The organism is Falsiroseomonas sp. (genome assembly GCF_051860665.1).
In the GTDB taxonomy this organism is placed as follows: Bacteria; Pseudomonadota; Alphaproteobacteria; order Acetobacterales; family Acetobacteraceae; genus Falsiroseomonas.
In genome coordinates this window covers 141,871-164,769 of sequence record NZ_JBHYDM010000007.1, presented here as the reverse complement: position 1 = coordinate 164,769, position 22,899 = coordinate 141,871, and the positions used below count along the sequence as shown (strand labels likewise).

15 protein-coding genes are annotated in these 22,899 nt (G+C 70.2%); 9 read left to right on the top strand and 6 right to left on the bottom strand.

Annotation, left to right across the window (positions count from 1 at the left end; translation table 11 throughout):
- Positions 1 to 109: 109 nt before the first annotated feature.
- The 3 genes from ACTIF1_RS10170 to ACTIF1_RS10160 all read left to right on the top strand — a co-directional run bounded on the left by ACTIF1_RS10170 (position 110) and on the right by ACTIF1_RS10160 (position 2,218).
- Complete coding sequence (locus ACTIF1_RS10170) at positions 110 to 844, top strand: GntR family transcriptional regulator (RefSeq protein WP_439596291.1); 735 nt, start codon at positions 110 to 112, stop codon at positions 842 to 844.
- On the top strand, positions 841 to 1,506 hold the full coding sequence (locus tag ACTIF1_RS10165) for a GntR family transcriptional regulator (protein WP_439596290.1): 666 nt from the start codon (positions 841 to 843) through the stop codon (positions 1,504 to 1,506). Before ACTIF1_RS10170 ends, ACTIF1_RS10165 begins: the two co-directional genes overlap by 4 nt.
- 106 nt (positions 1,507 to 1,612) lie before the next feature.
- Positions 1,613 to 2,218 (top strand): TetR/AcrR family transcriptional regulator, encoded by a 606-nt coding sequence (locus ACTIF1_RS10160; RefSeq protein WP_439596289.1) that lies wholly within the window; start codon positions 1,613 to 1,615, stop codon positions 2,216 to 2,218.
- A 3-nt stretch (positions 2,219 to 2,221) separates the two neighbouring features.
- On the opposite strand, the gene ACTIF1_RS10155 is transcribed toward ACTIF1_RS10160, so the two are convergent.
- The gene (locus ACTIF1_RS10155; RefSeq protein ID WP_439596288.1) at positions 2,222 to 3,094 is read right to left on the bottom strand and encodes a shikimate dehydrogenase; all 873 of its coding nucleotides are present in this window, start codon (positions 3,092 to 3,094) and stop codon (positions 2,222 to 2,224) included.
- A gap of 121 nt (positions 3,095 to 3,215) precedes the next feature.
- Between ACTIF1_RS10155 and ACTIF1_RS10150 the strand changes: the two genes are divergently transcribed.
- Positions 3,216 to 5,114 carry a bifunctional sugar phosphate isomerase/epimerase/4-hydroxyphenylpyruvate dioxygenase family protein gene (locus ACTIF1_RS10150; protein ID WP_439596287.1) on the top strand — a complete coding sequence of 633 codons (1,899 nt, stop codon included), beginning with the start codon at positions 3,216 to 3,218 and terminating at the stop codon, positions 5,112 to 5,114.
- Between the two features lie 3 nt (positions 5,115 to 5,117).
- Here the strand turns inward: ACTIF1_RS10150 and putA are convergent, their stop codons facing one another.
- The gene (gene putA, locus ACTIF1_RS10145; protein ID WP_439596286.1) at positions 5,118 to 8,720 is read right to left on the bottom strand and encodes a trifunctional transcriptional regulator/proline dehydrogenase/L-glutamate gamma-semialdehyde dehydrogenase; all 3,603 of its coding nucleotides are present in this window, start codon (positions 8,718 to 8,720) and stop codon (positions 5,118 to 5,120) included.
- Positions 8,721 to 8,846: 126 nt separating this feature from the next.
- Between putA and ACTIF1_RS10140 the strand changes: the two genes are divergently transcribed.
- Complete coding sequence (locus ACTIF1_RS10140) at positions 8,847 to 9,299, top strand: Lrp/AsnC ligand binding domain-containing protein (RefSeq protein WP_439596285.1); 453 nt, start codon at positions 8,847 to 8,849, stop codon at positions 9,297 to 9,299.
- A gap of 110 nt (positions 9,300 to 9,409) precedes the next feature.
- On the opposite strand, the gene ACTIF1_RS10135 is transcribed toward ACTIF1_RS10140, so the two are convergent.
- The 4 genes from ACTIF1_RS10135 to ACTIF1_RS10120 all read right to left on the bottom strand — a co-directional run bounded on the left by ACTIF1_RS10135 (position 9,410) and on the right by ACTIF1_RS10120 (position 19,281).
- Positions 9,410 to 16,168 (bottom strand): right-handed parallel beta-helix repeat-containing protein, encoded by a 6,759-nt coding sequence (locus ACTIF1_RS10135; protein WP_439596284.1) that lies wholly within the window; start codon positions 16,166 to 16,168, stop codon positions 9,410 to 9,412.
- 539 nt (positions 16,169 to 16,707) lie between these two features.
- Positions 16,708 to 17,094: a helix-turn-helix domain-containing protein gene (locus tag ACTIF1_RS10130; RefSeq protein ID WP_439596283.1), complete on the bottom strand. Its 387-nt coding sequence runs from the start codon at positions 17,092 to 17,094 to the stop codon at positions 16,708 to 16,710.
- A 347-nt stretch (positions 17,095 to 17,441) separates the two neighbouring features.
- Positions 17,442 to 18,485 (bottom strand): 5-methyltetrahydropteroyltriglutamate--homocysteine methyltransferase, encoded by a 1,044-nt coding sequence (locus ACTIF1_RS10125; RefSeq protein WP_439596282.1) that lies wholly within the window; start codon positions 18,483 to 18,485, stop codon positions 17,442 to 17,444.
- Between the two features lie 40 nt (positions 18,486 to 18,525).
- A complete protein-coding gene (locus ACTIF1_RS10120) occupies positions 18,526 to 19,281 on the bottom strand; it encodes a GntR family transcriptional regulator (protein WP_439596281.1) in 756 nt (251 codons plus the stop codon).
- A gap of 104 nt (positions 19,282 to 19,385) precedes the next feature.
- On the opposite strand from ACTIF1_RS10120, the gene ACTIF1_RS10115 reads away from it, so the two are divergent.
- The 4 genes from ACTIF1_RS10115 to ACTIF1_RS10100 are packed head-to-tail and all read left to right on the top strand — an operon-like array spanning position 19,386 to position 22,881.
- The gene (locus tag ACTIF1_RS10115) at positions 19,386 to 20,243 is read left to right on the top strand and encodes a fumarylacetoacetate hydrolase family protein (protein WP_439596280.1); all 858 of its coding nucleotides are present in this window, start codon (positions 19,386 to 19,388) and stop codon (positions 20,241 to 20,243) included.
- Positions 20,244 to 20,247: 4 nt separating this feature from the next.
- A complete protein-coding gene (locus ACTIF1_RS10110) occupies positions 20,248 to 20,934 on the top strand; it encodes a polysaccharide deacetylase family protein (protein WP_439596279.1) in 687 nt (228 codons plus the stop codon).
- A complete protein-coding gene (locus tag ACTIF1_RS10105; protein ID WP_439596278.1) occupies positions 20,919 to 21,899 on the top strand; it encodes a Bug family tripartite tricarboxylate transporter substrate binding protein in 981 nt (326 codons plus the stop codon). Before ACTIF1_RS10110 ends, ACTIF1_RS10105 begins: the two co-directional genes overlap by 16 nt.
- Positions 21,900 to 21,939: 40 nt before the next feature.
- The gene (locus tag ACTIF1_RS10100; RefSeq protein ID WP_439596277.1) at positions 21,940 to 22,881 is read left to right on the top strand and encodes a dioxygenase; all 942 of its coding nucleotides are present in this window, start codon (positions 21,940 to 21,942) and stop codon (positions 22,879 to 22,881) included.
- Positions 22,882 to 22,899: the final 18 nt, after the last annotated feature.

Here is a 22,899-nt window from a genome sequence, read left to right as displayed (position 1 = left end):
CGGTGCTATCAAGAGCGAATTTACAGATCGTTGGATATTTGGCCGATCATCATGTGTTGCCCATGACGCCCGCCCGGGCTGATACTCCGCGCATGAGCGAGGTTGCAGCATGATCGCCGGGCCTGCCCGTGCCCCGGCTGGCCTTGGCGATACGCCGGGCGAGGTGGCCTATCGCCGCCTGCGCGCCGATGTCATCACCGGGCACCTCGCCCCCGGCCGCAAGCTGGGGCTGGAGGAATTGCGTCTGGCCTATGGCGCCGGCGTCTCCACGCTGCGGGAGGCGCTGACCCGCCTGGCCTCGGAGGAGCTGGTGGTGGCGGAAGGCCAGCGCGGCTTCCGCGTGGCGCCGGTCTCGGCCGAGGATTTCGCCGAGATCGCCGATCTCCGCCTGCTGCTGGAGCGCCACGCGATCCGTGAGTCCTTCGCCGCCGGCGACCTGGATTGGGAAGGACGCGTGGTGGGCGCGCATCACAAGCTGGCCACGCTGGAGCGGCGCCTGCTGGCCGGCCAGGCGGCGGATCCGGTGGTGTGGAAGCGCTACGACCTGGAATTCCACCAGGCGCTGATCGAGGCCTGCGGCTCCGCCGTGCTGCTGGAGACCTATGGCGCCGCCTATGACCGCTACCTGCGCTACCAGATGGTCGCCGTGGTGTTCCGCGGCGCCGTGGCGGCGGAGCAGCATGCGGCGCTGCTGGATTGCGCCCTGAAGCGCGACGCCGACCGCGCCTGTCGGGTGCTGGAGGCGCATGTGGCGAGCTGCGTCGAGCATGTGGCGCAGACCGGCGCGCTGCTGCCCTTCGCCCCGCGGCGGACCGCCGAGCCACGCCGGGCGATGGCCCGATGACCGGCATCACCGAGGCCGAGACCGCCGGCGAGCGGGCCTATCGGCAGATCCGCGGCGATATCCTGCGCAACGTCCTGGCCCCCGGGCAGAAGCTGAAGCTGGACGCGCTGCGCGACGCCTATGGCGCCGGCATCGGCACGCTGCGGGAGACGCTGAACCGGCTGGTGGCGGAACGCCTGGTGCTGGCCGAGGGCCAGCGCGGCTTCGAGGTGGCACCCTTCTCCGCGGCGGAGCTGCGCGAACTGGCCAATCTGCGCCTGCTGCTGGAAGGCCATGCGCTGGAGCAGGCCTTCCGCGCGGGCGATGTGGAATGGGAGGCGCATGTCGTCGCCGCCAACCACAAGCTGGCGCAGATGGAGGAAAGGCTGGGCGCGGGCGATGCCACGGCGCTGGATCCCTGGCGGCGCTTCGATTCGCAGTTCCACCAGACGCTGATCTCCGCCTGCGGCTCGCGCACGCTGATGGCAACCCATGCCGCCGTCTTCGACCGCTACCAGCGCTACCAGAACCGCGCACTCGGCTTCCGTGGCGAGATCGCGGTGCGGGAGCATGCGGCGCTCTGCGACTGCGCGCTGCGGCGGGACGCGGTGACGGCGCGGCAGGTGCTGGCGCGGCATATCCTGGGCGGCGTCGACCACGCGCTGGCGCAAGGCGGCCCCTGAGGCTGGGTGACGAGCGCTGCCGCATGCTATGGCATTGCGGTGAACCGCAGGGTCCACCCGCATGGTGCCTCCACCCGCAACGCCACCCCCTTCGCCCCGACCGCGCATGCCCGAACAGACGCGGCGCGAGATCCTGGAGGCCGCGACGGCCGAGTTCTCCGAAAAGGGATTTGCGGGCGGAAGGGTGGACCGCATCGCCGCACGCACCCGCACCACCAAGCGCATGATCTACTACTATTTCGGCGGCAAGCAGCAGCTCTATGCCGCGGTGCTGGAGCGCCTCTATGGCGGCATGCGCGATGCCGAGGCGGCGCTGGAGCTGGAGGCGCTGCCGCCGCGCGAGGCGCTGGAGCGCCTGGTCGGCGTCACCTTCGACCACCACGCGGCGCATCCCGAATTCGTCCGCCTGGTCAGCGTGGAGAATATCCATGGCGGCCGCATCGTGGAGCTTTCCGCCACCATCCGCGAACGCAATGCGGCGGTGATCGGCCTGCTTGAGGCGCTGCTGGCGCGCGGGGCGGCGGAGGGCGCCTTCCGGCCGGGGATCGATGCGCTGGACCTGCACATGCTGATCTCCGCCTTCTGCTTCCACCGCATCTCCAACCGCCACACGCTGCGCGCCATCTTCGGCCGCTGCACGACGCAGCCGGAGGTCGCGGGCGCGCAGCGGCGCATGATCACGGAAGCGGTGCTGCGCTACGTGAGGCCGTGAGGCTCAGGCGGCCTCCTCCGACATCGCCGCGAAGTGCCGCAGCATGCGGTCCGCATCCGGCTCCCGCCCCGTGAAAAGGCGGAAGGCGCCGACCGCCTGGAACACCGCCATGCCGCCGCCGTCCAGCGTGCGGCAGCCGAGCGCCCGCGCCGCGCGCAGCAGGGCGGTCTCCAGCGGGAAATAGACGATTTCCGCCACCCAGAGGCCGGGATGCAGCCATTCCACCGGCAGCGGCGTGCCCGGCAGCTTGGCCATGCCGACCGGCGTGCAGTTCACCAGCCCATCGGCCGCGGCCACTTCGCCTTGCAGGTCGTCACAGGCCTCGGCGCGGCCGGCGCCGAAGCGGGCCGCCAGGCTTTCGGCCAGCGCCGCCGCTCGCCCCGGATCGGTGTCGCTGATCGAAAGCCGCTGCACGCCCTGCTCCAGCAGCGCATGCGCCACCGCCGCCCCGGCCCCGCCGGCGCCCAGCTGCACCACCCGCGCCCGCGGCACATCCGGCAGGCCGCGGGCAAAACCCTCGGCGAAGCCGGAGCAGTCGGTATTGTGGCCGATGCGGCGCCCGTCACGCAGCACCACGGTGTTCACCGCCCCCAGCGCGCGGGCCTCGGGCGAGATCTCGTGCAGCAGGGGCAGCACCGCCTGCTTGCAGGGGAAGGTGATGTTCAGGCCCTGGAAGCCCATGCGCTCGGCCGCCGTCAGCAGCTCCGGCAGCGCCTGCGGCCCCAGCCGCAGGGGGTCCAGGTCGATCAGCCGGTAGATCAGGCGCAGCCCCTGCTCCGCCCCTTCCCGCTCATGCATCGCGGGCGTGCGGGAGGCCTGGATGCCCTGGCCGATCAGCCCGGCGAGGATGGCGGGGCGCTGGTCCCAGGTGGTCATCGGCATGCTCCTCCGCGCGGCGGCTTGATCGGCTTTTGAACCAACTGGTACATTGGCTTCAAGTGGGCCATTTGACCGGGGGGCGCATGCCAGCACCGCACCCGGGATTGCGGAGGACGCCGTGACGCCGCGCGAGCATCTGCCGACCTCCATCGCCACCGTCTGCCTCTCGGGCACCCTGCCCGACAAGCTGGAGGCCGCCGCCGCCGCCGGCTTCGACGGCGTGGAGATCTTCGAGAACGACCTGCTGACCTTCGACGGCACCCCCGCCGAGGTGCGGCGGATGTGCGAGGAGCTGGGCCTCGCCATCACCATCTTCCAGCCCTTCCGCGACTTCGAGGCGATGCCGGAGCCGCAGCGAGCGCGCAACCTGGACCGCGCCGAGCGCAAGTTCGACATCATGCAGGCGCTGGGGACGGAGCTGATCCTGGTCTGCTCCAATACCCAGCCCGCCACGCTGGACGACCCGGCCCGCGCCGCGGCCGACCTGCGCGAGATGGCCGAGCGGGCCGGGCGGCGCGGCCTGCGCATCTGCTACGAAGCCCTGGCCTGGGGGCGCCACGTGAACCGATGGCGGCAGGCCTGGGACATCGTGCAGCGCGCCGGGCATCCGGCGCTGGGCCTCTGCCTCGACAGCTTCCATACGCTGTCGCTGGGCGACGACCTGGCCGGGCTGGCCGAGGCGGTGCCGGCGGAAAAGCTCTTCTTCCTGCAGCTGGCCGATGCGCCCCGGCTGTCCATGGATGTGCTGTCCTGGAGCCGGCATCACCGGCTGTTTCCCGGCCAGGGCGAGCTGCCCGTCGCCCCCTTCCTGGCGGAGGTCCTGCGCGCCGGCTATGCCGGGCCGCTCTCGCTCGAGATCTTCAACGACGAGTTCCGCGCGGCACCCTCCCGCCGCATCGCGCGCGATGCGCGGCGCAGCCTGACCTGGCTGCGGGACCAGATGGCCCAGGGGCAGGGTGGCGGCGTGCTGCCGGCGCTGCCGCGGCTGAGCGGGCTGGAATTCGTCGAATTCGCGCTGGACCATGCGGCGCGGGCGGAGCTCGGCGGCATGCTCGGCACGCTGGGCTTCCGCCGCGCCGGCACGCATCGCTCGAAGGATGTCGAGCTGTGGCGCAATGGCGGCGCGAACCTGGTGCTGAATGCGGAGCCGGACAGCGCCGCCGCCGAGCGCTTCGAGCAGCTGGGCCCCGCGGTCTGCGCCATGGCGATCCGCGTCGACGATCCCGCGCGCCTCGTCGCCCGCGCCCAGGCGCTGCAATACCCGGTCTGGCGCGAGCGGACGGGGGCGGGCGAGCGCGCCATCCCGGCGATCCGCGCGCCGGACGGCACGCTGATCTACCTGGTGGAGGACCCGGCCCTCGGCGCCCGGCCGATCTGGGAGGACGACTTCCACCTCTCGCCCGCGGCGCAGGAGGCGGGGCATTTCCTGGGCCTGGACCATGCGGCGCAGGCCGTGGCGCCGGGGATGATGGACAGTTTCGTGCTGTTCTACCGCGCCCTGTTCGGCCTGGTGCCGGAGACACTGTGGGAATTGCCGGATCCCTATGGCCTGGTCCGCTCCCGCGCCTTCGTGGCGCCGGATGGCAGCCTGCGCCTGCCGCTGAATGTCTCGGAAAGCACCCGCACCGGCACCGGGCGCTTCGTCTCCGGTCTGGCCGGGGCCGGCGTGCATCATGTGGCGCTGGCCACCGCCGATGCCGCGGCGGTGGTGGACCAGGCCGCGGCGCGCCAGGCGCCGCTGCTCGATATCCCGGAGAACTACTACGAGGATCTCGGCGCCCGCTTCGGCGTGACGGATGCGGAGCTGGCGTCGCTGCGGCAGCGGCACCTGCTCTATGACCGCGACCCGGCCGGCGGGGTCTTCCGCCACGCCTATACCGCCGCCTTCCGCGAGGGTGTCTTCCTGGAGATCGCCGAGCGCAGCGGCGGCTATGCCGGCTTCGGCGCGGCCAATGCGCCGGCCCGCATGGCCGCCCAGCGCCGCAGCGCGCGGGGTGTGCCGCCCGAGATCGGCTAGGGTTCAGCCGAGCATCATCAGGCTCGCATTGCCGCCGGCCGCCGCCAGGTTGGTGCTGACGCTGCGTTCCCGCAGCAGCAGGTCCAGCGGATAGGCGCCCGCGGCATCGGGGACGACCAGCGGCAGGATCGGGCCGGGGCGCGCCGCCAGCGCGGCCTGGATCGGCGCGAGCCGCGCCACATTGCCCTCCGCCAGCACCGCCGCGGCCTCCTCCCCCGCCGCGGCCGGGCGGACCCGCTCGGACAGCGCCGGCGGCAGGCGCTCCGGCACCGCGATGCCGGGGCCGAGGAGCGCGATATTGCCGGCCAGCAGCGCCGCATCCAGCTGCGCCCAGATCGCGCCCGGCTCCGTCCCGCCCAGGCAGAGGACGCGGCCGCGCGGCAGCAGCGTGTAGAGATTGCGCTCCCCCACCGGTCCCGGCAGGTCGATGGCGGCCGGCGGGGCGGCGTGCAGCCGGACCAGGCGCGCGGCGGCGGCGGCATCCCGCGCGGCGAGCCAGTCCCGCCAGGCCTGTGCGGCGGCCGGCACCTCGCCCGGCGCCAGGCCGAGCGGCTGCGGGCAGCGGGCGAGCAGCCGGCGCAGATAGAGCGGCCCGCCCGCCTTCGGCCCGGTGCCGGAGAGGCCATGCCCGCCGAAGGGCTGCACCCCCACCACGGCGCCGACCATGTTGCGGTTCACATAGACATTGCCGGCCGCCGATTGGCGCGTGAGCTGGGCGATGGTCTCGTCGATGCGGCTGTGGGTGCCGAAGGTCAGCGCATAGCCGGTGGCGTTGATTGCCTGCATCAGCCGCGCCTGGTCCTGCCGCCGCCAGCGCAGCACATGCAGCACCGGTCCGAAGATCTCGCCCGTCAGGCGGGAGAGGTCGTCCAGTTCGATGATGGTCGGCGGCACGAAGCTGCCGGTCTCGCAGCCGGGCGGCAGGGCGGCCTGGTGCACGGCGCAGCCGGCGTCGCGCATCGCCGCGACATGGGCGAGGATGCCGTCACGCGCCGCGGCGGTGATGACAGGGCCGATATCGGTGGCGAGCCGATCCGGATTGCCGATGGTGAGCTCCGCCATCGCGCCGCGCAGTATGGCCAGGACCCGGTCGGCCACCTCCTCCTGCAAACACAGCACGCGCAGCGCGGAGCAGCGCTGGCCGGCGCTGTCGAAGGCGGAGGCGATGACATCGCCCACCACCTGCTCGGCCAGGGCGGAGGAATCCACCACCATGGCATTCTGGCCGCCGGTCTCGGCGATCAGCGGCACCGGCCTGCCATCCGGGTTCAGGCGCTGCGCCAGCTGCCGCGCGATGAGCCGCGCCACCTCGGTGGAGCCGGTGAAGACCACGCCGTGGATCCGCGCATCGCCGACCAGCTGCGCGCCCACCGCGCCATCGCCGGGCAGCAGTTGCAGGGCATCCGGCGGCACGCCGGCCTCGTGCAGCAGGGCGACGGCCTGGGCGGCGATCAGCGGCGTTTCCTCCGCCGGCTTGGCCAGCACCGGATTGCCGGCAGCGAGCGCGGCAGCGACCTGGCCGGTGAAGATGGCGAGGGGGAAGTTCCAGGGCGAGATGCAGGCCACCGGGCCGAGGGCGACATGCGTGGCATTGTCGAAGTCCCGCGCCGCCTGGCTGGCGTAGTAGCGCAGGAAGTCCACCGCCTCCCGCAGCTCGGCCACGGCATTGCCCAGGGTCTTGCCGGCCTCGCGCACCAGCAGGCCGAGCAGCGGCACGCGGCGCGCCTCCATCAGCGCGGCGGCGCGTTGCAGGCAGGCGGCGCGGGCGGCGGGGGGCGTGGCCTGCCAGGGGGCGGCGGCGGCGCGAGCCAGGGCGGCCTCCACCTCGGCCGGCGTGGCCCAGGCGGCCTGGCCGACCAGGTCGCGCGCATCGGCCGGGTTGCGGCCGGGCTGCCAGGGGCCGGCGGCGGGGCCCGGCGGTGCGGCGCGCCAGTCCTGGGTCGCGCTGTCGCGCAGCGCCTCCGCCAGGCTGGCCAGCGTGGCCTCGTCCGCCAGGTCGTGCCCGGTGGAATTCTGCCGGTCGGGCGCGAAGAGCTCGGGCGGGCGGGCGATGCGCGGATGCGGCGCGCCGGGCGTTGGCATGGCCGCGACCTGCTCGGCAGGGTCCGCCGCAAGCTCCGCCACCGCCACCTTCGGGTCCTGCACCCGGTTGACGAAGGAGGAATTGGCGCCGTTTTCCAGCAGCCGGCGCACCAGATACGCCAGCAGCGTCTCATGCGTGCCGACGGGAGCGTAGATGCGGCAGGGGCGGTCCAGCTTCGCCGGGCCGACCACCTCCTCATACAGCGGCTCCCCCATGCCGTGCAGGCACTGGAACTCGTACTGGCCGGGGTGGAAGTCCGGGCCCGCCAGGCTGTGGATGGCGGCGAGGGTGGCGGCATTGTGCGTGGCGAATTGCGGGAAGACCGCATCCGGCGCCGCCAGCAGTTTGTTGGCGCAGGCCAGGTAGGAGACATCGGTATGCGGCTTGCGGGTGAAGACCGGGAAATCCGCCAGCCCGTCCAGCTGCGCCCGCTTGATCTCGCTGTCCCAATAGGCGCCCTTCACCAGCCGGACCATCAGCCGGTGCCCGGTGCGGCGGGCGAGGTCCACCAGCCAGTCCAGCACATGCGGCGCGCGCTTCTGGTAGGCCTGCACGACGAAGCCGATGCCGTTCCAGCCGGCCAGCTGGGGGTCCAGGCACAGCGCCTCCAGCAGGTCGAGCGACAACTCCAGCCGGTCCGCCTCCTCCGCATCGATGTTGAGGCCGATGTCGTGGCGGCGCGCCAGCCGCGCGAGGCCGAGCAGGCGCGGCAGCAGCTCGTTCATCACGCGGTCCTGCTGCGCGCGGCTGTAGCGCGGATGCAGGGCGGAGAGCTTGATGGAGATGCCGGGCCCCTCGTAGGGGCCGCGCCCCGCGGCGGCCTGGCCGATGGCCCGGATCGCGGCCTCATAGGCCGCGGCGTAGCGGGTGGCGTCCTCGGCCGTGGTCGCGGCCTCGCCCAGCATATCGTAGGAATAGCGGAAGCCGCGCGCCTCCAGCGGGCGCGCCCGGGCCAGTGCCTCCGCGATGGTCTGGCCGGTGACGAATTGCTCGCCCAGCAGCCGCATCGCCATGTCGATGCCCTTGCGGATCAGCGGCTCCCCGCCCTTGGCCAGCAGGCGGGTCAGCGCCTGGGCCAGGCCGGTCTCATCCGCGGTGCCGACCAGCTTGCCGGTGACCACCAGGCCCCAGGTGGCGGCATTGACGAAGAGCGAGGGGGATTGCCCGACATGGCGGCGCCAGTCGCCGCTGCCGACCTTGTCGCGGATCAGCGCATCCCGCGTCGCGCTGTCCGGGATGCGCAGCAGCGCCTCCGCCAGGCACATCAGCGCGACGCCTTCCTGGGAGGAGAGCGCGTATTCCTGCACCAGCCCCTCCACCGCGCCGCGCTGGCCCTTGGCGCGCAGCGCGGTGACCAGCCGGGTGGCCAGGGCGCTGGCCTGGCGGCTGGTCTCGGGCGGCAGGGTGGCGACGGGCAGCAGGCCGGCGAGGCATGCGGCCTCGGGCTGGCGGCAGGCGGCGGTGATCCGGGCCCGCAGGGCGGAGCGGGGCGGCAGCGGGGTGAGGCAGGCGAAGGGGGGCATGGGCGGCGCCTCCGGCAGTGGCGATCCCTGCTGTAGAGCGACTGCTGCCGAAGGGGCTTCGTATTTTCGGACCAGATGCCGAATCATTCCTGGCCAAGGGCCGCGGACTGCGCAAATGCTTCGGTCATGGATGATACCGACCGACGCCTCCTCCGCCTGCTGCAACGCGATGGCCGCATGTCCAATGTGGAACTGGCGAAGCAGGCGAATCTCAGCCAGGCCGCGACCTCGGAGCGCATCCGGCGGCTGCAGCGGGACGGCGTGATCGAGGGCTATTCGGTGCGGCTGAACCCGAGCCGGCTGGACCGCGCGCTGCTGGTCTTCGTCGAGATCACGCTGGACCGCACCAGCACCACCGTCTTCGACGATTTCGCCGCCGCGGTGCGCCGCATGCCCGAGATCATGGAATGCCACATGCTGGCCGGCGGCTTCGATTACCTGATCAAGGTGCGGGTGCGCGACATGGTCGCCTATCGCCGCTTCCTGGGCGAGAGCCTGGTGGCGCTGCCGGGCATCCGCCAGACGCACACCTATACGGTGATGGAGGAGGTGAAGAGCACCGGCGACCTGCCGATCTGACCCGCCCCGCCTTCCGCCGCATCAAACGAAAACGGCTTCGCCCTCCGCGAGGAGGACGAAGCCGCCTGTCGTGATGGACGGGCGCCGCATCCGGCGCCCGTCCCGTCGGATCAGAGCACGAAGTCGCTGGCGCTCAGCGTCTTCAGCCCGGTGAGCTCGATCGTCATGTCGCGGACATTGTCCCCGTCCAGGCCGATATTGATGAAGGTATTGCCGTTGTACTGGTGATAGCTCACCTGGCCTGCCCCCATCGCTGCCCCCGCCGAGCTCGAGACCTGGCCCAGGAAGACGAAGTCCTGCAGCCCCTCCAGGTCCAGATTCGCATCCAGACCCGACAGGTCGATCAGGTCCCCCGCGCCGAAGTCCGTCACCACGTCGCGGCTGCTGGTGACCGCGCCGCAATCCGCCTCGCAGCTCCACACGAAGCGGTCGTTCCCCGCGCCGCCGGTCAGCATGTCCTTCCCCGCGCCGCCCGTCAGCACATCGTCGCCACCCGCGCCCGACAGCGTGTCGTTCATCGACCCGCCCGTCAGCACATCGGCCCCGGCGCCGCCCACCAGGTTCGCCCGCACGCCCGCGAAGCTCGCCCCGCTCAGCACCTGCGATCCGGTGATCTCCACCATGAAGTCGCGCACGCCATCCCCATCCACGCCGCCAATCAGGAAGGTGTCGCCGCCGAATTGGAAGACCCACAGCTCACCCGCATTCGCCGCCGTGTTGCTCGTCGTCACGCCGCGGAACACGAAGCTCTGCGTCCCCGACACCGTCGTATTGGCATCGAAGCCGCTCAGGTCGATCACATCGCCCTCGCTCCAATCCGTGATGACATCGCGCCCCGCCGCCGTCGCCGCGCTCTCGCTCGCCGAGGTGAAGACGAAGGTGTCCGCACCCTCGCCGCCCGTCAGCTGGTCCTTGCCCGCGCCGCCGATCAGCGTATCCTCGCCCGCCGCGCCCTGCAGCGTGTCGTTGCCCGCGCCGCCCGACATCCAGTCGTCGCCCACCCGGCTGCGCAGCAGGTTCGCCCCGCCATTGCCCACCAGGATATCGTCATAGGCCGAGCCTTCCAGGTTCTCGATGCTGAGGAAGGTATCCCCCAACGCCTCGCCCGTATTCTCGCGCACCCCGCTGAGGTCCACCGTCACCCCGATGCTGGAGGAGCGGTAGCTCGCGAAGTCGTTGCCCGTGCCGCCGATCAGCTCGTCCGCCCCGAGCCCGCCTTCCAGCGTGTCGTTGCCTTCGAAACCCTGCAGCGAGTCATCGCCCAGGCCGCCGACCAGCTGGTTCGTGCTCGTGTTGCCGCGGATGAAGTCGTCGCCGTCGGTGCCGATGACATTCTCGATGCTCTGCAGCGTATCGCCCTGCGCATCGCCGAGCGCCTGCGCCTGGTCCTTCAGGTTGACGGAGATCGCCTCCAGCCCGCCGGCATAACTCACCCAGTCATTGCCATCGCCGCCGATCAGCATATCGGCGCCGACCCCGCCTTCCAACGTATCGGCCAGCGTGCCGCCGGTCAGCGTATCCGCGCCGTCGCCGCCGATCAGCAGGTTCTCGCCCTCGTCATTGCCGGTCAGCGCATTGGCGCCGGCATTGCCGACGAGGGTGATGCCCACGCCCGCAGCAAGGCCAGTGGCATTGATGTTCAGCGCCGTCGTGCCAGCGGTCGCCTGGACTTCCTCCACGCCGGTCACGCCCTCGGTCAGCACCAGCGTCTCGGCCGTGACGCTGGTGAAAAGGATGACGTCGTTGCCTTCGCCGCCGTCGATCACCTCGCCCGTGGCATGCTGTGCCGCCGTGCCGATCCGGAACAGGTCGTTGCCCAGCCCGCCCAGCAGCGTATCCGCGCCACTATCCCCTGCCAGCGTGTCGTCGCCCGCCCCGCCGGTGAGGATATTGTCCCCCGCATCGCCATGCAGCGTGTCGTTGTGGTCCGAGCCGATGATATTCTCGATCCCGCTCAGCACGTCGCCCGCGGCATCGCCACCGGCACCGACCGCCGACCCGGCCGAGAGGTAGAACTGCACCGCATCGGTCGAGGCCGAATAGTCGGCCGTATCGAGACCCGTGCCGCCATCCAGCGTATCGGCACCCGCGCCGCCCGCCAGCGTGTCGTCGCCCGCGTCGCCCATGAGCGAGTCATTGCCGAGGCCGCCCAGGAGCGCATCGGCGCCGTCATTGCCCGACAGGATATTGTCGGCGTCGGAGCCGGTGATCGCATCATCCAGCGCGCCGCCCTCGGCTTGCTCGAAGCCCGTCACCGTCATGCTTTGCGCAGTGCCGCCGGCGGCCACCAGGGTCTCGGCGCCGAGATCGATCGTGAAACTGCGAACGGTCTCGCCCGAGGCATCGATCAGATCCGCAAGTCCCGTGGTGCCCACCAGCGTCTCGATCGAGGAGAGCGAATCCGTGCCGCAGAGGCCAACATCGTTGTAGCGCGCAAGCTCATTGGCCAGCGTCCCGAAGACCACCCGCGAATCCACTGCCGCGCTGTAGTCCACAACGTCGAGGCCATCGCCGCCGAGGAGGCGGTTCGAGCCAGAGCCGCCCTCCAGCGTGTCGTTGCCGGCGCCGCCCTGCAGCAGGTCATCGCCGCCAGCGCCCTGCAAGAGATCGTCGCCGTCGTTGCCGTTCAGCGTGTCGTCGTTGGAACCGCCGTTCAGCCGGTTCGCCCCCGCATTGCCCTGGATGAGGTCCATGCCGGAACCACCGACCGCGTGCTCGAAGCCGATGACGCTGTCGGTGCCGCCTACATAGTTGGCCTCCCCCGTATCAAGATAGAGCGCAACGCCGGTGCTGTCCCACTCGTAGCTGACGGTGTCGTTGCCCTCGCCGCCGATCAGCGTATCGCCGCCCGCCATCGTGTCGCCCGCATTGCCGCGGCCGCTGATGAAGTCGTCGCCCGAACCGCCATCCAGGATGTTAGAGAAGCTGTCGCCCAGGAGCGTGTCGTTGCCCGAACCACCGGTCACGTATTCGATCGAGATCAGCGTGTCGCCCGCCGCATCCCCGGTCGCGGCACTCGGATCCTGCAGGTCTACCACCAGCCCCGTCGTCGCGGTGGCGTAGGAGACCAGGTCGTAGCCCTCCCCGCCATCCAGCGTGTCGGCGCCCGCGCCGCCCACCAGCGTGTCGTCGCCCGCCCCGCCCATCAGCAGGTTGTCGGCGGCATCGCCGGTCAAGGTATCGCCGAAGGCGGAGCCCAAGACCGCCTCGATGTCCTGGAGATTATCGCCCTCCGCATGCCCGCCCTCGCCGCTCTGCGTCGAGAGGTCGACGCGCACCGCCGCATCGGAGCTCGCATAGCTGGCCAGGTCGAAGCCCTCGCCACCCGTCAGCCCGTCAGCGCCCGCGCCGCCTTCCAGCGTATCGTCGCCGTCCCCGGCGATCAGCAGATCGGCCTCATCCAGGCCCTGCAACAGATTGGCCGTCGCATTGCCATACAGCGTATCGGCATGCTGCGAGCCGCGCAGACCCTCGATGGAGACGTAGGCATCGCGCTGCGCCTCGTTGTTGGTGCCGGTCAGCGTATTGCGGAAGCCCTCCAGCGTGGCCTGGACGCCTGCGGCCGCATTCTCATAGGTCGCGATGTCGAAGCCATCGCCGCCATTCATCGCATCGGCGCCGAGCCCGCCCTCCAGCGTGTCGTTGCCCGCGCCGCCATAGAGCGCGTCGGCACCCGCCAGGCCGCGCAGCACATTGTCCTGCTCGTCGCCATAGAGCGCATCGGCGAAGGCCGAGCCCTCCAGGTTCTCGATCGAGACATAGCTGTCATAGGCAGCGTCACCCGTATTGGGCGATTCGTAATAGAGGGGACCGAAGCCGGGCGCGACCTGCTCCAGCACGGCCGTGACGCCCGTGGTGGCATTGGCGTAGCTCGCCGTATCGATGCCGTCGCCGCCATCCAGCAGGTCGCCGCCGGCGCCGCCGACCAGCGTGTCGTTGCCGCTCGCGCCGGCCAGGTCATTCTCCTCGGCATCGCCGACCAGCAGGTCGTCGAACTGGCTGCCGACCGCCGCCTCGATCGAGACCAGCTCGTCCACATTGTCGCCGTGCATGGCGAGGCCGAGGTCGAGCCGGACCTCCACCGCCGTCTCACGTGCGATATAGAGCGCCGTGTCGAAGCCCGAGCCGCCGAGCAGCAGGTCGTTGCCGTCGCCGCCGGCCAGCACGTCATCCCCGTAGCCGCCATCCAGGATATCGTCACCCGCCAGGCCGAGCAGGATGTTGTCGACGTAGCCCCCCGCCCCGCTGACATCGCCGATGATCCAGTCATCCGCCATCGTGCCGATGACGCCCTCGATATCCACCAGCACCTGGCCGCTCGCCGCCAGTCCGCTCTGCTGCGTCGGGTCGAGCGAGACCACCACGCCGTCCTCGAACTCCTCACCGAGGTAGACGACCCAGTCGGTGCCGCAGCCGCCGATCAGCGTGTCCGCACCCAGGGAGGCGATGAAGATATCGGTAGATCCGCCGCCATCGAGCAGATTGGCCTGCGCATCGCCGCGCAGGAGGTCGGTCTCATCGGTGCCGATCACGCCCTCGACCGCCTCCAGCGTATCCTCGCCGCTGCCGTGATCTCCGCGCGATTCCGACAGGTCGACGCGGATGCCCGACTCGTGATCGCTGTAGTCGGCAATGTCGAAGCCCTCGCCGCCCTGCAGCAGGTTGGAACCCTCGCCACCCGACAGCAGGTCGTCACCCGCTCCGCTGTCCAGCGTATCGTTGCCCTCGCCACCGGCCAGGCTATCCGCGCCGGAACCGGAGACGATGGAATCGTCGCCATCGCCCGCATCCAGAAGCGTCGCCGCGGCGCCGGTGTCGAGGAAGCTGTCATCGCCGCCGAACAGCGCGTATTCGAGGAAGCCGCGACCATTGGTGACGGTGGCCGCGGAGTCGACCGTGATGGTCAGGGCATTCTGCGCCATCCCGTCGAATTCGTTGTTGTTGTTGTTCTGGCTGTCATAGACGCCGATATAGGCATTCTCGAAGCTGTTGCCGCTCAGCACATGTGGCGCGTCATAGGTGTCGAGCGGCCCCCAGGGCGCCTCGATGAAGACGCCGATCGTCAACTGGCCGAAGTCATTGTCCGAGACGGTCACCGCCGTGCCGGCCTCATAGAGGCCAACGCCGACCGAGCCCATCGTCTCGATCGGCGCGGAGAGATCCGCGGGCCCGGAGATCGTATTGCCGGTGATCTCGAGCGTGCCGGACTGGCGGACCAGGATGCCGGTTGCCGAATAGCCCGGGCTGCCGGGGGCGATGTCGCTGATGGTATTGTTGCGGATGATGCCAGTGGTGCCATCGCGCCCGTTGCCGGCCGCGGAGCCGATCTGCATCCCGTTCTGGTTCGACTTGCCCCGCTCGCCGCTGGCGATGATGGTATTGTCCTCGATCAGGACGTCCAGCTTCGGACCCCAGGCGATGATGCCCGTCTTCTGGAAGTCGGTGATGGTGCTGTCGCGCACCTCCAGCGTCACCACCTCCTCCAGCGCGCCGCTGCCTTCGGCCAGGATGCCGTAGTTGGTCGAGAAGCCGGAGAGGCTGCCATCCTGCTCCAGCGGCTCGCGGATGCCGGTGATGGTCACCTCCTCGATCACCGCGGAGGAATTGGTGACTGCGATCCCCACCATGGAGTCGTCCGAGGAGGCCGCCGCCTGGCCGCGCCCGTCGATGGTGATGCCGCGCACCGTCACCGCGCCCTCCGCCGGGTCGGCAACGCTCAGCTGCAGGATCGCATAGGTCGCCCAGCCGTTGATCGTCGTGCTCGTCTGCACCAGCCCGGCGGTGTCCGGCGCTTCCAGGGTGATGTCGTGGCCTTCCGCCGCCTCGATGGTGATTCCGCCCCTGGTGACGGTGAATTGGCCGCGGTAGAATTCGGGATCGGCATCCTCGAAGAGGCGGATGGTATCACCGGGCCTGGCGGCATCCAGGGCCTCCTGCAGGCTGGCGAAGCCGCCATTGCCGACGAGCAGCAAGGCGGTGCCGCCGGCATCGACAATGCGCTCCAGGCCCTGGATGGTCTGGGTGCCGTTGGGGCCGGTCACGGTGAAGCCGCCGCCATCCAGCGCCACCACCGTGACGTCCAGCACCGGGCTGTTGTCGATGTTGAGCGAATCGATCCCGGCGCCGCCGATCATCAGGTCGCCGTCGTCTTCAAAGAAGCTGTCATTGCCGGCGCCACCATCCAAGGTATCGGCGCCTGCCCCGCCTTCGAGGAAATCGTCGCCCGAGGCACCCTGGATGAAATTGTCCGCTGCATTGCCCGTGAGCAACTGGCCGGCGTCCGAAGTGCCCTCCAAGTCCTCGAGATGGTCGCCGAGCGTATAGGTCTCGATGGCCGTATGAACCTGGTCGCGCCCGCCATCGGCCGCCTCGTCGATGGTATCGCCCGCCTCGACATCCATGTAGACGTCGTCGCCCGCACCGCCGTCCAGCGTGTCGTTCCCGTCGCCTCCGGTCAGCGTGTCGTTGCCTGCACCGCCATCCAGCGTGTCGTTGCCGCCCAGGCCGGACAGCGCGTCGTCGCCATCGCCACCCTGCAGCGATTCATCGCCATCGGTACCGCGGATCTCATCGTCGTAGACGCTGCCGATCACAGCCTCGATGCTGGAGAAGGCGTCGCCCGCGGCATCGCCGCCGGCGCCACCGAAAGATTCGAGATCGATGGTGACAGCCTCGCCGGACCCCGAATAATCCGCAGTGTCGAAGCCTTCGCCGCCATTCAGCAGGTCGGCGCCGAGGCCGCCGATCAGCGTGTCATCGCCACCCAGACCCTCCAGGGTATCGTCACCCTCCAGGCCGAAGATGCTTTCCGCGGCCTCGGTGCCGGGCAGCGAATCGGCGCCGTTCAGGCCGGTGATCGAGTTGCTCATGGTCCGTTTCCCCGCTTGGTGGCTCGTGATCTGGCGTCGGACGACGTCGTGAAGAATCTGAGGGAGGCACGCCTGGCGGATGACGCGCAGCCGCTGCCGTCCGTGACGGCGGCCGGCCCGGGCGGCCCGGTGGGCCTGCCTTCGCGGAACATCAACACCCAGGCAGGAGCCCTGCCTTCACGGGTATCGTAACAGCCGCATTCAACCGGGTTCAGCCTCCGCTCGGTCAGGTCTTGTAGGCGGAGGTAGACCGGCCCAGCCCCGCAGCAGGGATGGGAGCCGCAACTTATGGTTGCGGAATCTCATCCAAGGCACGGGGAGCAGCGGCCGGGCCGGGCTTGGCGCCTGGGCCGATGGCCGGAGCTGCAAGCCAAAAGCCGGTTCGCAAGCGAACCGCTTGTCTCACGCGCCGCATTTTGATGGGCGCACGACGCCGAAATGGAACGCGCGCGGGTGAGGGTCCGGCTGTGGCAGCCGTGGACCTTCGCCTACATTTTTCTACAATTGCCCGGCTTGCCGGATCAGGGGAGCAAGGCGGCTCAGCCGCCGCGCCGGCTCGCGGCGCTGAGCAGTTCCAGAAGTTCGAGCACCCGGCCGCGCCAGACCGGATCGTCGATCGAGACGAACAGTTCCGTCAGTTGCAGCTGCTCGGCGAACATCTTCGGCGAGAGGCTGTCCGCGCTGCTGCAGAGGCCGAGCGACCCGCCCGGCAGCGTATCGCCCAGCAGGGCCTCGGGCCGGACCTTCAAGGCATGTGCGATCTGCAACAGCGTGCTGACCGCGATGCGGTTCGTGCCCTGCTCGTATTTCTGCACCTGCTGGAAGGTAACGCCCAGTTCGCGCGCGAGCTCGGACTGGTTCATCTGCCGCAGCCGGCGCAGTTCACGGATGCGCTGGCCAAGCATGACGTTGACCTGCTCCGCCATGACCCGCAGCGGATTCCGAACTGCCCCGACTGGCTCTGCGTGCAATCTGCTCAACTCACCGCCTCTGACGATTGCCTGCCTCGACCATATGCCGCGCATTCGGCCGACAGGTATGGCGCGCTGGAAGCCTGTACATGGTGAGGCGGAGGTCACCTCACGCGACGCGGCATTCCGGCCCGGCCGAAACGCCGGCGCATCTGCCATGCCGGACACGCAGCGAATTCTCTGCCGGATCATTATCCGTGGCGGCGAAGAAATCCCGTTCAAATTTGTCGATCAATGTAAAGATCGCGCATCGGCGCGGCACGGCGGGCGCACGCGGACTGTGCCGCGCGCGCATTGGCGGTTCAGCCGGCGAGTTCGCGGCGGACGATCGCAGCACCCTCGGCCAGCGCCTTCAGCTTCGCGAAGGCACGGCTGCGGGGAATATACTTCATGCCGCAATCCGGCGCGGGCACCAGCCGCTCCGCCGCCACATGCCGAAGGCCGGCGCGGATGCGGGCCGCCACCGTCTCCGCCGTCTCAACCTCCTCCGTGCCGAGATCGAGCACACCCAGCATGATGCTCTTGTTCGACAATTCCGAAAGGATGCCGAGGTCGAGCTTCGGCTGCGCCGCCTCGATCGAGATCTGCCCGGCGATGGAATCGGACAGCTGCGGCAGGAAGGAATAGCCGGAGGGCTTTTCCGAGACGACCGCCGCATAGCCGAAGCAGAGATGCACCACCGTCGTGCCCGGCACGCCTTCCAGGGCGCGGTTGATCGCCTTGACGCCGTAGCGCTTGGCCTGTTCGGGCCGCGCCTGCAGCCAGGGCTCGTCGAGCTGGATCACATCGGCCCCGGCGGCGACGAGGTCCTTGGCCTCGGCATTCACCACCTCCGCATAGGCCATGGCGAGCGCTTCCTCGTCCTTGTAGTGCTCGTCATGCGCCTGCATGGACAGGGTGAAGGGGCCGGGCAGCGTGATCTTGGCGCCGCGGTCGGTATTGGCGCGCAGGAACTGCATGTCCCGCACCTCCACCGGGTGGCGGCGGCGCAGCGCGCCGACCACACGCGGCACCGGCGTGGGCTTGCCCATGCGCCCGGTCACCATGGCCGGGGTATCCACATCGACGCCCTCCAGCGCCAGGGCGAAGCGGTTGGAATAGCTTTCGCGTCGCATCTCGCCATCGGTGATGATGTCGATGCCGGCGCGTTCCATGTCGCGGATCGCGATCAGCGTCGCATCGTCCTGCCCCTGCTCCAGCGCATCCTCCGCCACGCGCCAGATCTCCTTCAGCCGCACGCGGGGCACCACGTTGTTCTTCCGCAGCACGGCCTGGTCCACCAGCCATGCGGGTTGCGGGTAGCTGCCGACGACGGTGGTCGGCAGCAGGATCTTGGCCTCGGCCATGGCGTTCTCTCCCTTTGGGCGTGGATTTTCGGACGCACGCCTAGCTGGCGGCGCCGGCAGCTTCGGCTTCGGCACGCCGACCGCCGCGCGAAGCGGGCTGCCGGGCCTGCCGCTTCTCCAGCGCGACGCGCACGAATTCGCCGGTGGCGGCCAGATGCGTGGAAAGCAGCGCCGCCGCGCGGTCCGCATCGCGGTCCAGCGCCGCCTCCGCGATCGCGGCATGCTCGGCGGCGACATCCCGGCCCGGATAGGCCACGGCATTGGCCAGCGCGCGGTAGCGGTCCGCCTCCTCCCGCAGCCGGTCGCAGAAGGCGAGCAGCGGGGGCGCCGCGCAGGCGGCGATCAGCGCGTGGTGGAAGGCGCGATGCGCGACTTCCCAGGCCGGGTTGCTGACGAAGCGCGCCGTCTCGATGGACCGCGGCAGCCGCGCCAGGCGGCGTTCGGCGGCCGCCACCGAATCCTCCCAGGCCGCATCGCCCAGCGCGATGGATTCGCGCAGCGCCATGGACTCGGCCAGGCAGCGGCTGCGGATCAGCCCGGCAAAGCCCGCCGGGTCGGCATCCGCCACACGGAAGCCGCGCTGCTCGATCCGCCGCGCCAGCCCCTCCGCCGCCAGCTGGGCCAGGGCCTCCCGCAGCGGCGCCGGACCGGCGCCGTAGCTGGCGGCCAGTTCCTGCACCTTCAGCCGCTGGCCGGGCGCCAGGCGCCCCTCCAATATGTCCGAACGCAGCCGCCGATGGACGGCGGTGGCCTGGGTATCCGGCGATGCGGGCGGGCTGGCGGGTGCGAAGGACATTTTGGCGCAGGATGGCGTCTGGCGCGGCGCGGGGCAAGACCGTTAAAACACGTTGACTTTCCCATTTTATCGGGAAAACCTGCCCCACCCGGAGGAAGTGATTCATGCGGCTTTTGACGTTCGAGGATGCGGGCAAGGCCCGTCTCGGCCTGCGCCTTGGCGCGGATGTGGTGGCGCTCGATGCGCTCGGCAGCGATGTGCCGGCCGATATGCCGGCGCTGCTGGCCAAGGGGGCTGATTTCCTCGCGGCGCTCGCCGCCCGCGCGGAAGGCGCGCCGCGGCTGAAGCTCGCAGGCCTTACCCTGCTGCCGCCGGTGCCCACGCCCGGCAAGATGATCTGCATCGGGCTGAACTACGCGCTGCATGCCAAGGAAGGCGGCAACCCGATCCCGGACTATCCGGCGGTCTTCATGCGCGGCGCCACCTCCCTCGTCGCGCACGACCAGCCGATGCTGCGCCCGCGCGCCAGCCAGAAGCTGGACTGGGAGGCGGAGCTCGCCATCGTCATCGGCCGCCGCGCCAAGAATGTCAGCGAGGCCGATGCGCTTTCCGTCATCGCCGGCTATGCCTGCTTCAACGAAGGCAGCGTGCGCGACTTCCAGCGCAAGTCCACGCAATGGACCGTCGGCAAGAACTTCGACCGCACCGGCGCCTTCGGGCCGGAGATCGTGACGGCGGATGAGGTCTCGCCCGGCGCCGACAACCTGCGGATCATGACGCGCCTGAACGGGGAGGTGATGCAGGACAGCACCACCGGCGACATGATCTTCAAGGTGCCGCGCCTGATCGCCATCCTCTCCGAAGTGATGACGCTGGAGCCGGGCGACGTGATCGCCACCGGCACCCCTTCCGGCGTCGGCTATGCCCGCACCCCGCCGCGCTTCCTCGCCCCCGGCGATGTGGTGGAGGTGGAGATCGAGAGCCTCGGCGTGCTGCGCAACACGATCGAGGACGAGGCCTGACCTCATGGCGGGCCCCGTTGTCACGCTGAGCTTCGACAACGGGCCCGACCCCGAGGCGACGCCGCTTGTGCTGGAGGTGCTGCGGCGCCACGGCATCCTTTCAACGTTTTTCGTCATCGGCAGCAAGCTGGCGGATCCCGCGCGGCGCAGGCTGGCGGAGCGCGCCCATGCCGAGGGCCATTGGATCGGCAACCACACCTTCACCCATTCCACCCCGCTGGGCGAAAGGCAGGATGCCGGCCATGCGGCGGCCGAGATCGGCGCCACGCAGGCGCTGATCGGGCGGCTCGCGCATCCGGACCTTCTGTTCCGCCCGGTCGGCGGCGGAGGCAGGCTCGGCCCGCATCTGCTGAGCGCGGAGGCGCGCGACCACCTGGCGGCGCAGCGCCACAGCGTGGTGCTGTGGTCTGCCGTGCCGGGCGACTGGCGCGACCCCGATGGCTGGCCCGACATTGCCCTGGCGCAGTGCCTGGCGCAGCAGCGGCCGCTGCTGGTGCTGCACGATCTGCCGGGCGGCGCCATGCGCCACCTGGATGGCTTCCTGCACCGCCTGGCCGAGTTGGGCGCCAGCTTCCGGCAGGAATTTCCGGAAAGCGCGCTACCGATGCAGCGCGGCGTGGCGACAGCCGGCCTCGACGCCTATGTCATGCCGACACCGGCAGAAGGAAGAATTGCATGGACCGCAGCATGATCGGCCGCCGAGGCCTCGCCGCAGGGGCGCTGCTGCTGGCCGGCGCGGGGGCTGCGCGTGCCCAGGCCTGGCCGGCACGGCCGCTGCGGCTGGTGGTGCCCTTCGCGGGCGGCACGACCACGGACCTGTTTGGCCGCGCCATCGCCAACCACCTCACCCAGGCCCTGGGCCAGACCGTGGTGGTGGACAATCGCAGCGGCGCCGGCGGCAATATCGCCTCCGCCGCCGTCGCCCGCGAACGACCGGATGGCTATACGCTGATCCTCGGCACCAGCGGCACGCATGGCGTGAATGCCAGCCTCTACCGCGACCCCGGTTTCGATGCGGTGCGCGACTTCACGCCCGTGGTGCCCTTCGTCACGGCACCTGTCGTGCTGGCGGTGCGGCCGGAGCTCGGCGCACAGGATTTCGCGGGGCTTGTGGAGCTGGCGAAGCGCCGCGGCCGGCCGCTGACCTTCGCCTCCGCCGGCAATGGCACCACCGGGCACCTGTCCCAGGCATTGCTCGACCTGCGGGCGGGTGTGCAGACCGTGCATGTGCCCTATCGCAGCGGCGCCCAGGCGGTGACGGACCTGCTCTCGGGCCAGGTGGACGCCATGTTCTACCACTACCTGCCGCTGATGCAGCATGTGCAGGAAGGCAAGCTGCGCGTGCTGGGCAGCACCGGCGCGAGGCGCACCGCCAACCTGCCGGATGTGGCGACGATGCAGGAACTCGGCCTGCGCGATTTCGTGGTGGAAGGCTGGTGGGCCATCTACCTGCCGGCCGGCGCGCCGCGGGAGATCGTGGACCGGCTGAACGCCGCGACGAATGAATGGCTGCGCAAGCCGGAAGCGCTGGAGACGCTGCGCAACCAGGGCGTGGAGCCGCTGGGCGGCACGCCGGAGGATCTGGCCGCGCGCACCACGGCCGAGGTGGCCAAGTGGCGCGACATCATCCGCGATGCGCGGATCGAGCCCGGCTGAGCATGCATGCCGCCCAGATGGCGGCCACAGGAGAGAAACGATGCAGGACATCGACGCCAAGGGAATCACCGATACCGTCATCGAGCAGATGGCGACCACCCCCGATCCGCGCCTGCGCGAGATCATGGAAGCCGCCGTGCGCCACCTGCACGCCTTCGCGCGGGAGACCAACCTGACTCCCGATGAATGGCTGAAGGGCATCGCCTTCATGACCGCGGTCGGCCAGGCCTGCACGCCCTATCGGCAGGAATTCATCCTGCTGTCGGACGTCATCGGCCTGTCGCGCCTGGTGAACGTGATGCACGACGCCAAGGGGCGCGAGGCCGCGGGCACCGAGACCAGCCTGCTCGGCCCCTTCTTCCGCGAGGGCGCGCCGCAGATCGAGCTGGGCGGCAGCCTGGTGAAGATCGCCCATGCGCCGGAGATCATGATCTACGGCCAGGTGACGGATACCGCCGGCCGTGGCGTGCCGCATGCGCAGATGGATGTCTGGCAGACCAATGCCGAAGGGCATTACGACCTGCAGGCGCATGACCCGAGCGTGATGGATATGCGCGGCCAGCTGCGCACGGACGAGAACGGCCGCTTCCATTTCCGCACGGTCAAGCCGCTCGGCTATTCCATCCCGATGGACGGGCCGGTGGGCGACCTGGTGAAGCGCCAGGCCCGCCACGGCTACCGCCCCGCGCATATCCATGTGCTGATCTCGGCGCCCGAGCACCGGGAGCTGGTGACGGCGCTGTATTTCGCCGGCGATGCGCATGTGGACAGCGACACGGTCTTCGGCGTCTCGCAGTCCCTGGTGATTTCGCCGCGCGACGACCTGCCGGATGCGCCGGTCCCCGGCATGCCGAGCATCCGCTACGACTTCACCCTGTCGCGCGACACGGATGGGGCGGGCGGGCGCGTCGGCTCCGATCCGTCGAAGCTGGTGCCGGGCCGCGTCGGCTCCGACCCTTCCAAGCTGATGCCGGCGGGCTGACCGCCGGATCTCGAGACG

What these genes read in the sequence shown, in the direction of transcription:
- ACTIF1_RS10140 (WP_439596285.1), top strand. Translation starts at nt 8,847, where the DNA reads ATGGATGATACCGACCGACGCCTCCTCCGCCTGCTGCAACGCGATGGC.
- ACTIF1_RS10170 (WP_439596291.1), top strand. Translation starts at nt 110, where the DNA reads ATGATCGCCGGGCCTGCCCGTGCCCCGGCTGGCCTTGGCGATACGCCG.
- ACTIF1_RS10125 (WP_439596282.1), bottom strand. Translation starts at nt 18,485, where the DNA reads ATGGCCGAGGCCAAGATCCTGCTGCCGACCACCGTCGTCGGCAGCTAC.
- ACTIF1_RS10120 (WP_439596281.1), bottom strand. Translation starts at nt 19,281, where the DNA reads ATGTCCTTCGCACCCGCCAGCCCGCCCGCATCGCCGGATACCCAGGCC.
- ACTIF1_RS10105 (WP_439596278.1), top strand. Translation starts at nt 20,919, where the DNA reads ATGGACCGCAGCATGATCGGCCGCCGAGGCCTCGCCGCAGGGGCGCTG.
- ACTIF1_RS10115 (WP_439596280.1), top strand. Translation starts at nt 19,386, where the DNA reads ATGCGGCTTTTGACGTTCGAGGATGCGGGCAAGGCCCGTCTCGGCCTG.
- ACTIF1_RS10155 (WP_439596288.1), bottom strand. Translation starts at nt 3,094, where the DNA reads ATGACCACCTGGGACCAGCGCCCCGCCATCCTCGCCGGGCTGATCGGC.
- ACTIF1_RS10165 (WP_439596290.1), top strand. Translation starts at nt 841, where the DNA reads ATGACCGGCATCACCGAGGCCGAGACCGCCGGCGAGCGGGCCTATCGG.
- ACTIF1_RS10100 (WP_439596277.1), top strand. Translation starts at nt 21,940, where the DNA reads ATGCAGGACATCGACGCCAAGGGAATCACCGATACCGTCATCGAGCAG.
- ACTIF1_RS10135 (WP_439596284.1), bottom strand. Translation starts at nt 16,168, where the DNA reads ATGAGCAACTCGATCACCGGCCTGAACGGCGCCGATTCGCTGCCCGGC.
- ACTIF1_RS10130 (WP_439596283.1), bottom strand. Translation starts at nt 17,094, where the DNA reads ATGGCGGAGCAGGTCAACGTCATGCTTGGCCAGCGCATCCGTGAACTG.
- ACTIF1_RS10110 (WP_439596279.1), top strand. Translation starts at nt 20,248, where the DNA reads ATGGCGGGCCCCGTTGTCACGCTGAGCTTCGACAACGGGCCCGACCCC.
- putA (WP_439596286.1), bottom strand. Translation starts at nt 8,720, where the DNA reads ATGCCCCCCTTCGCCTGCCTCACCCCGCTGCCGCCCCGCTCCGCCCTG.
- ACTIF1_RS10160 (WP_439596289.1), top strand. Translation starts at nt 1,613, where the DNA reads ATGCCCGAACAGACGCGGCGCGAGATCCTGGAGGCCGCGACGGCCGAG.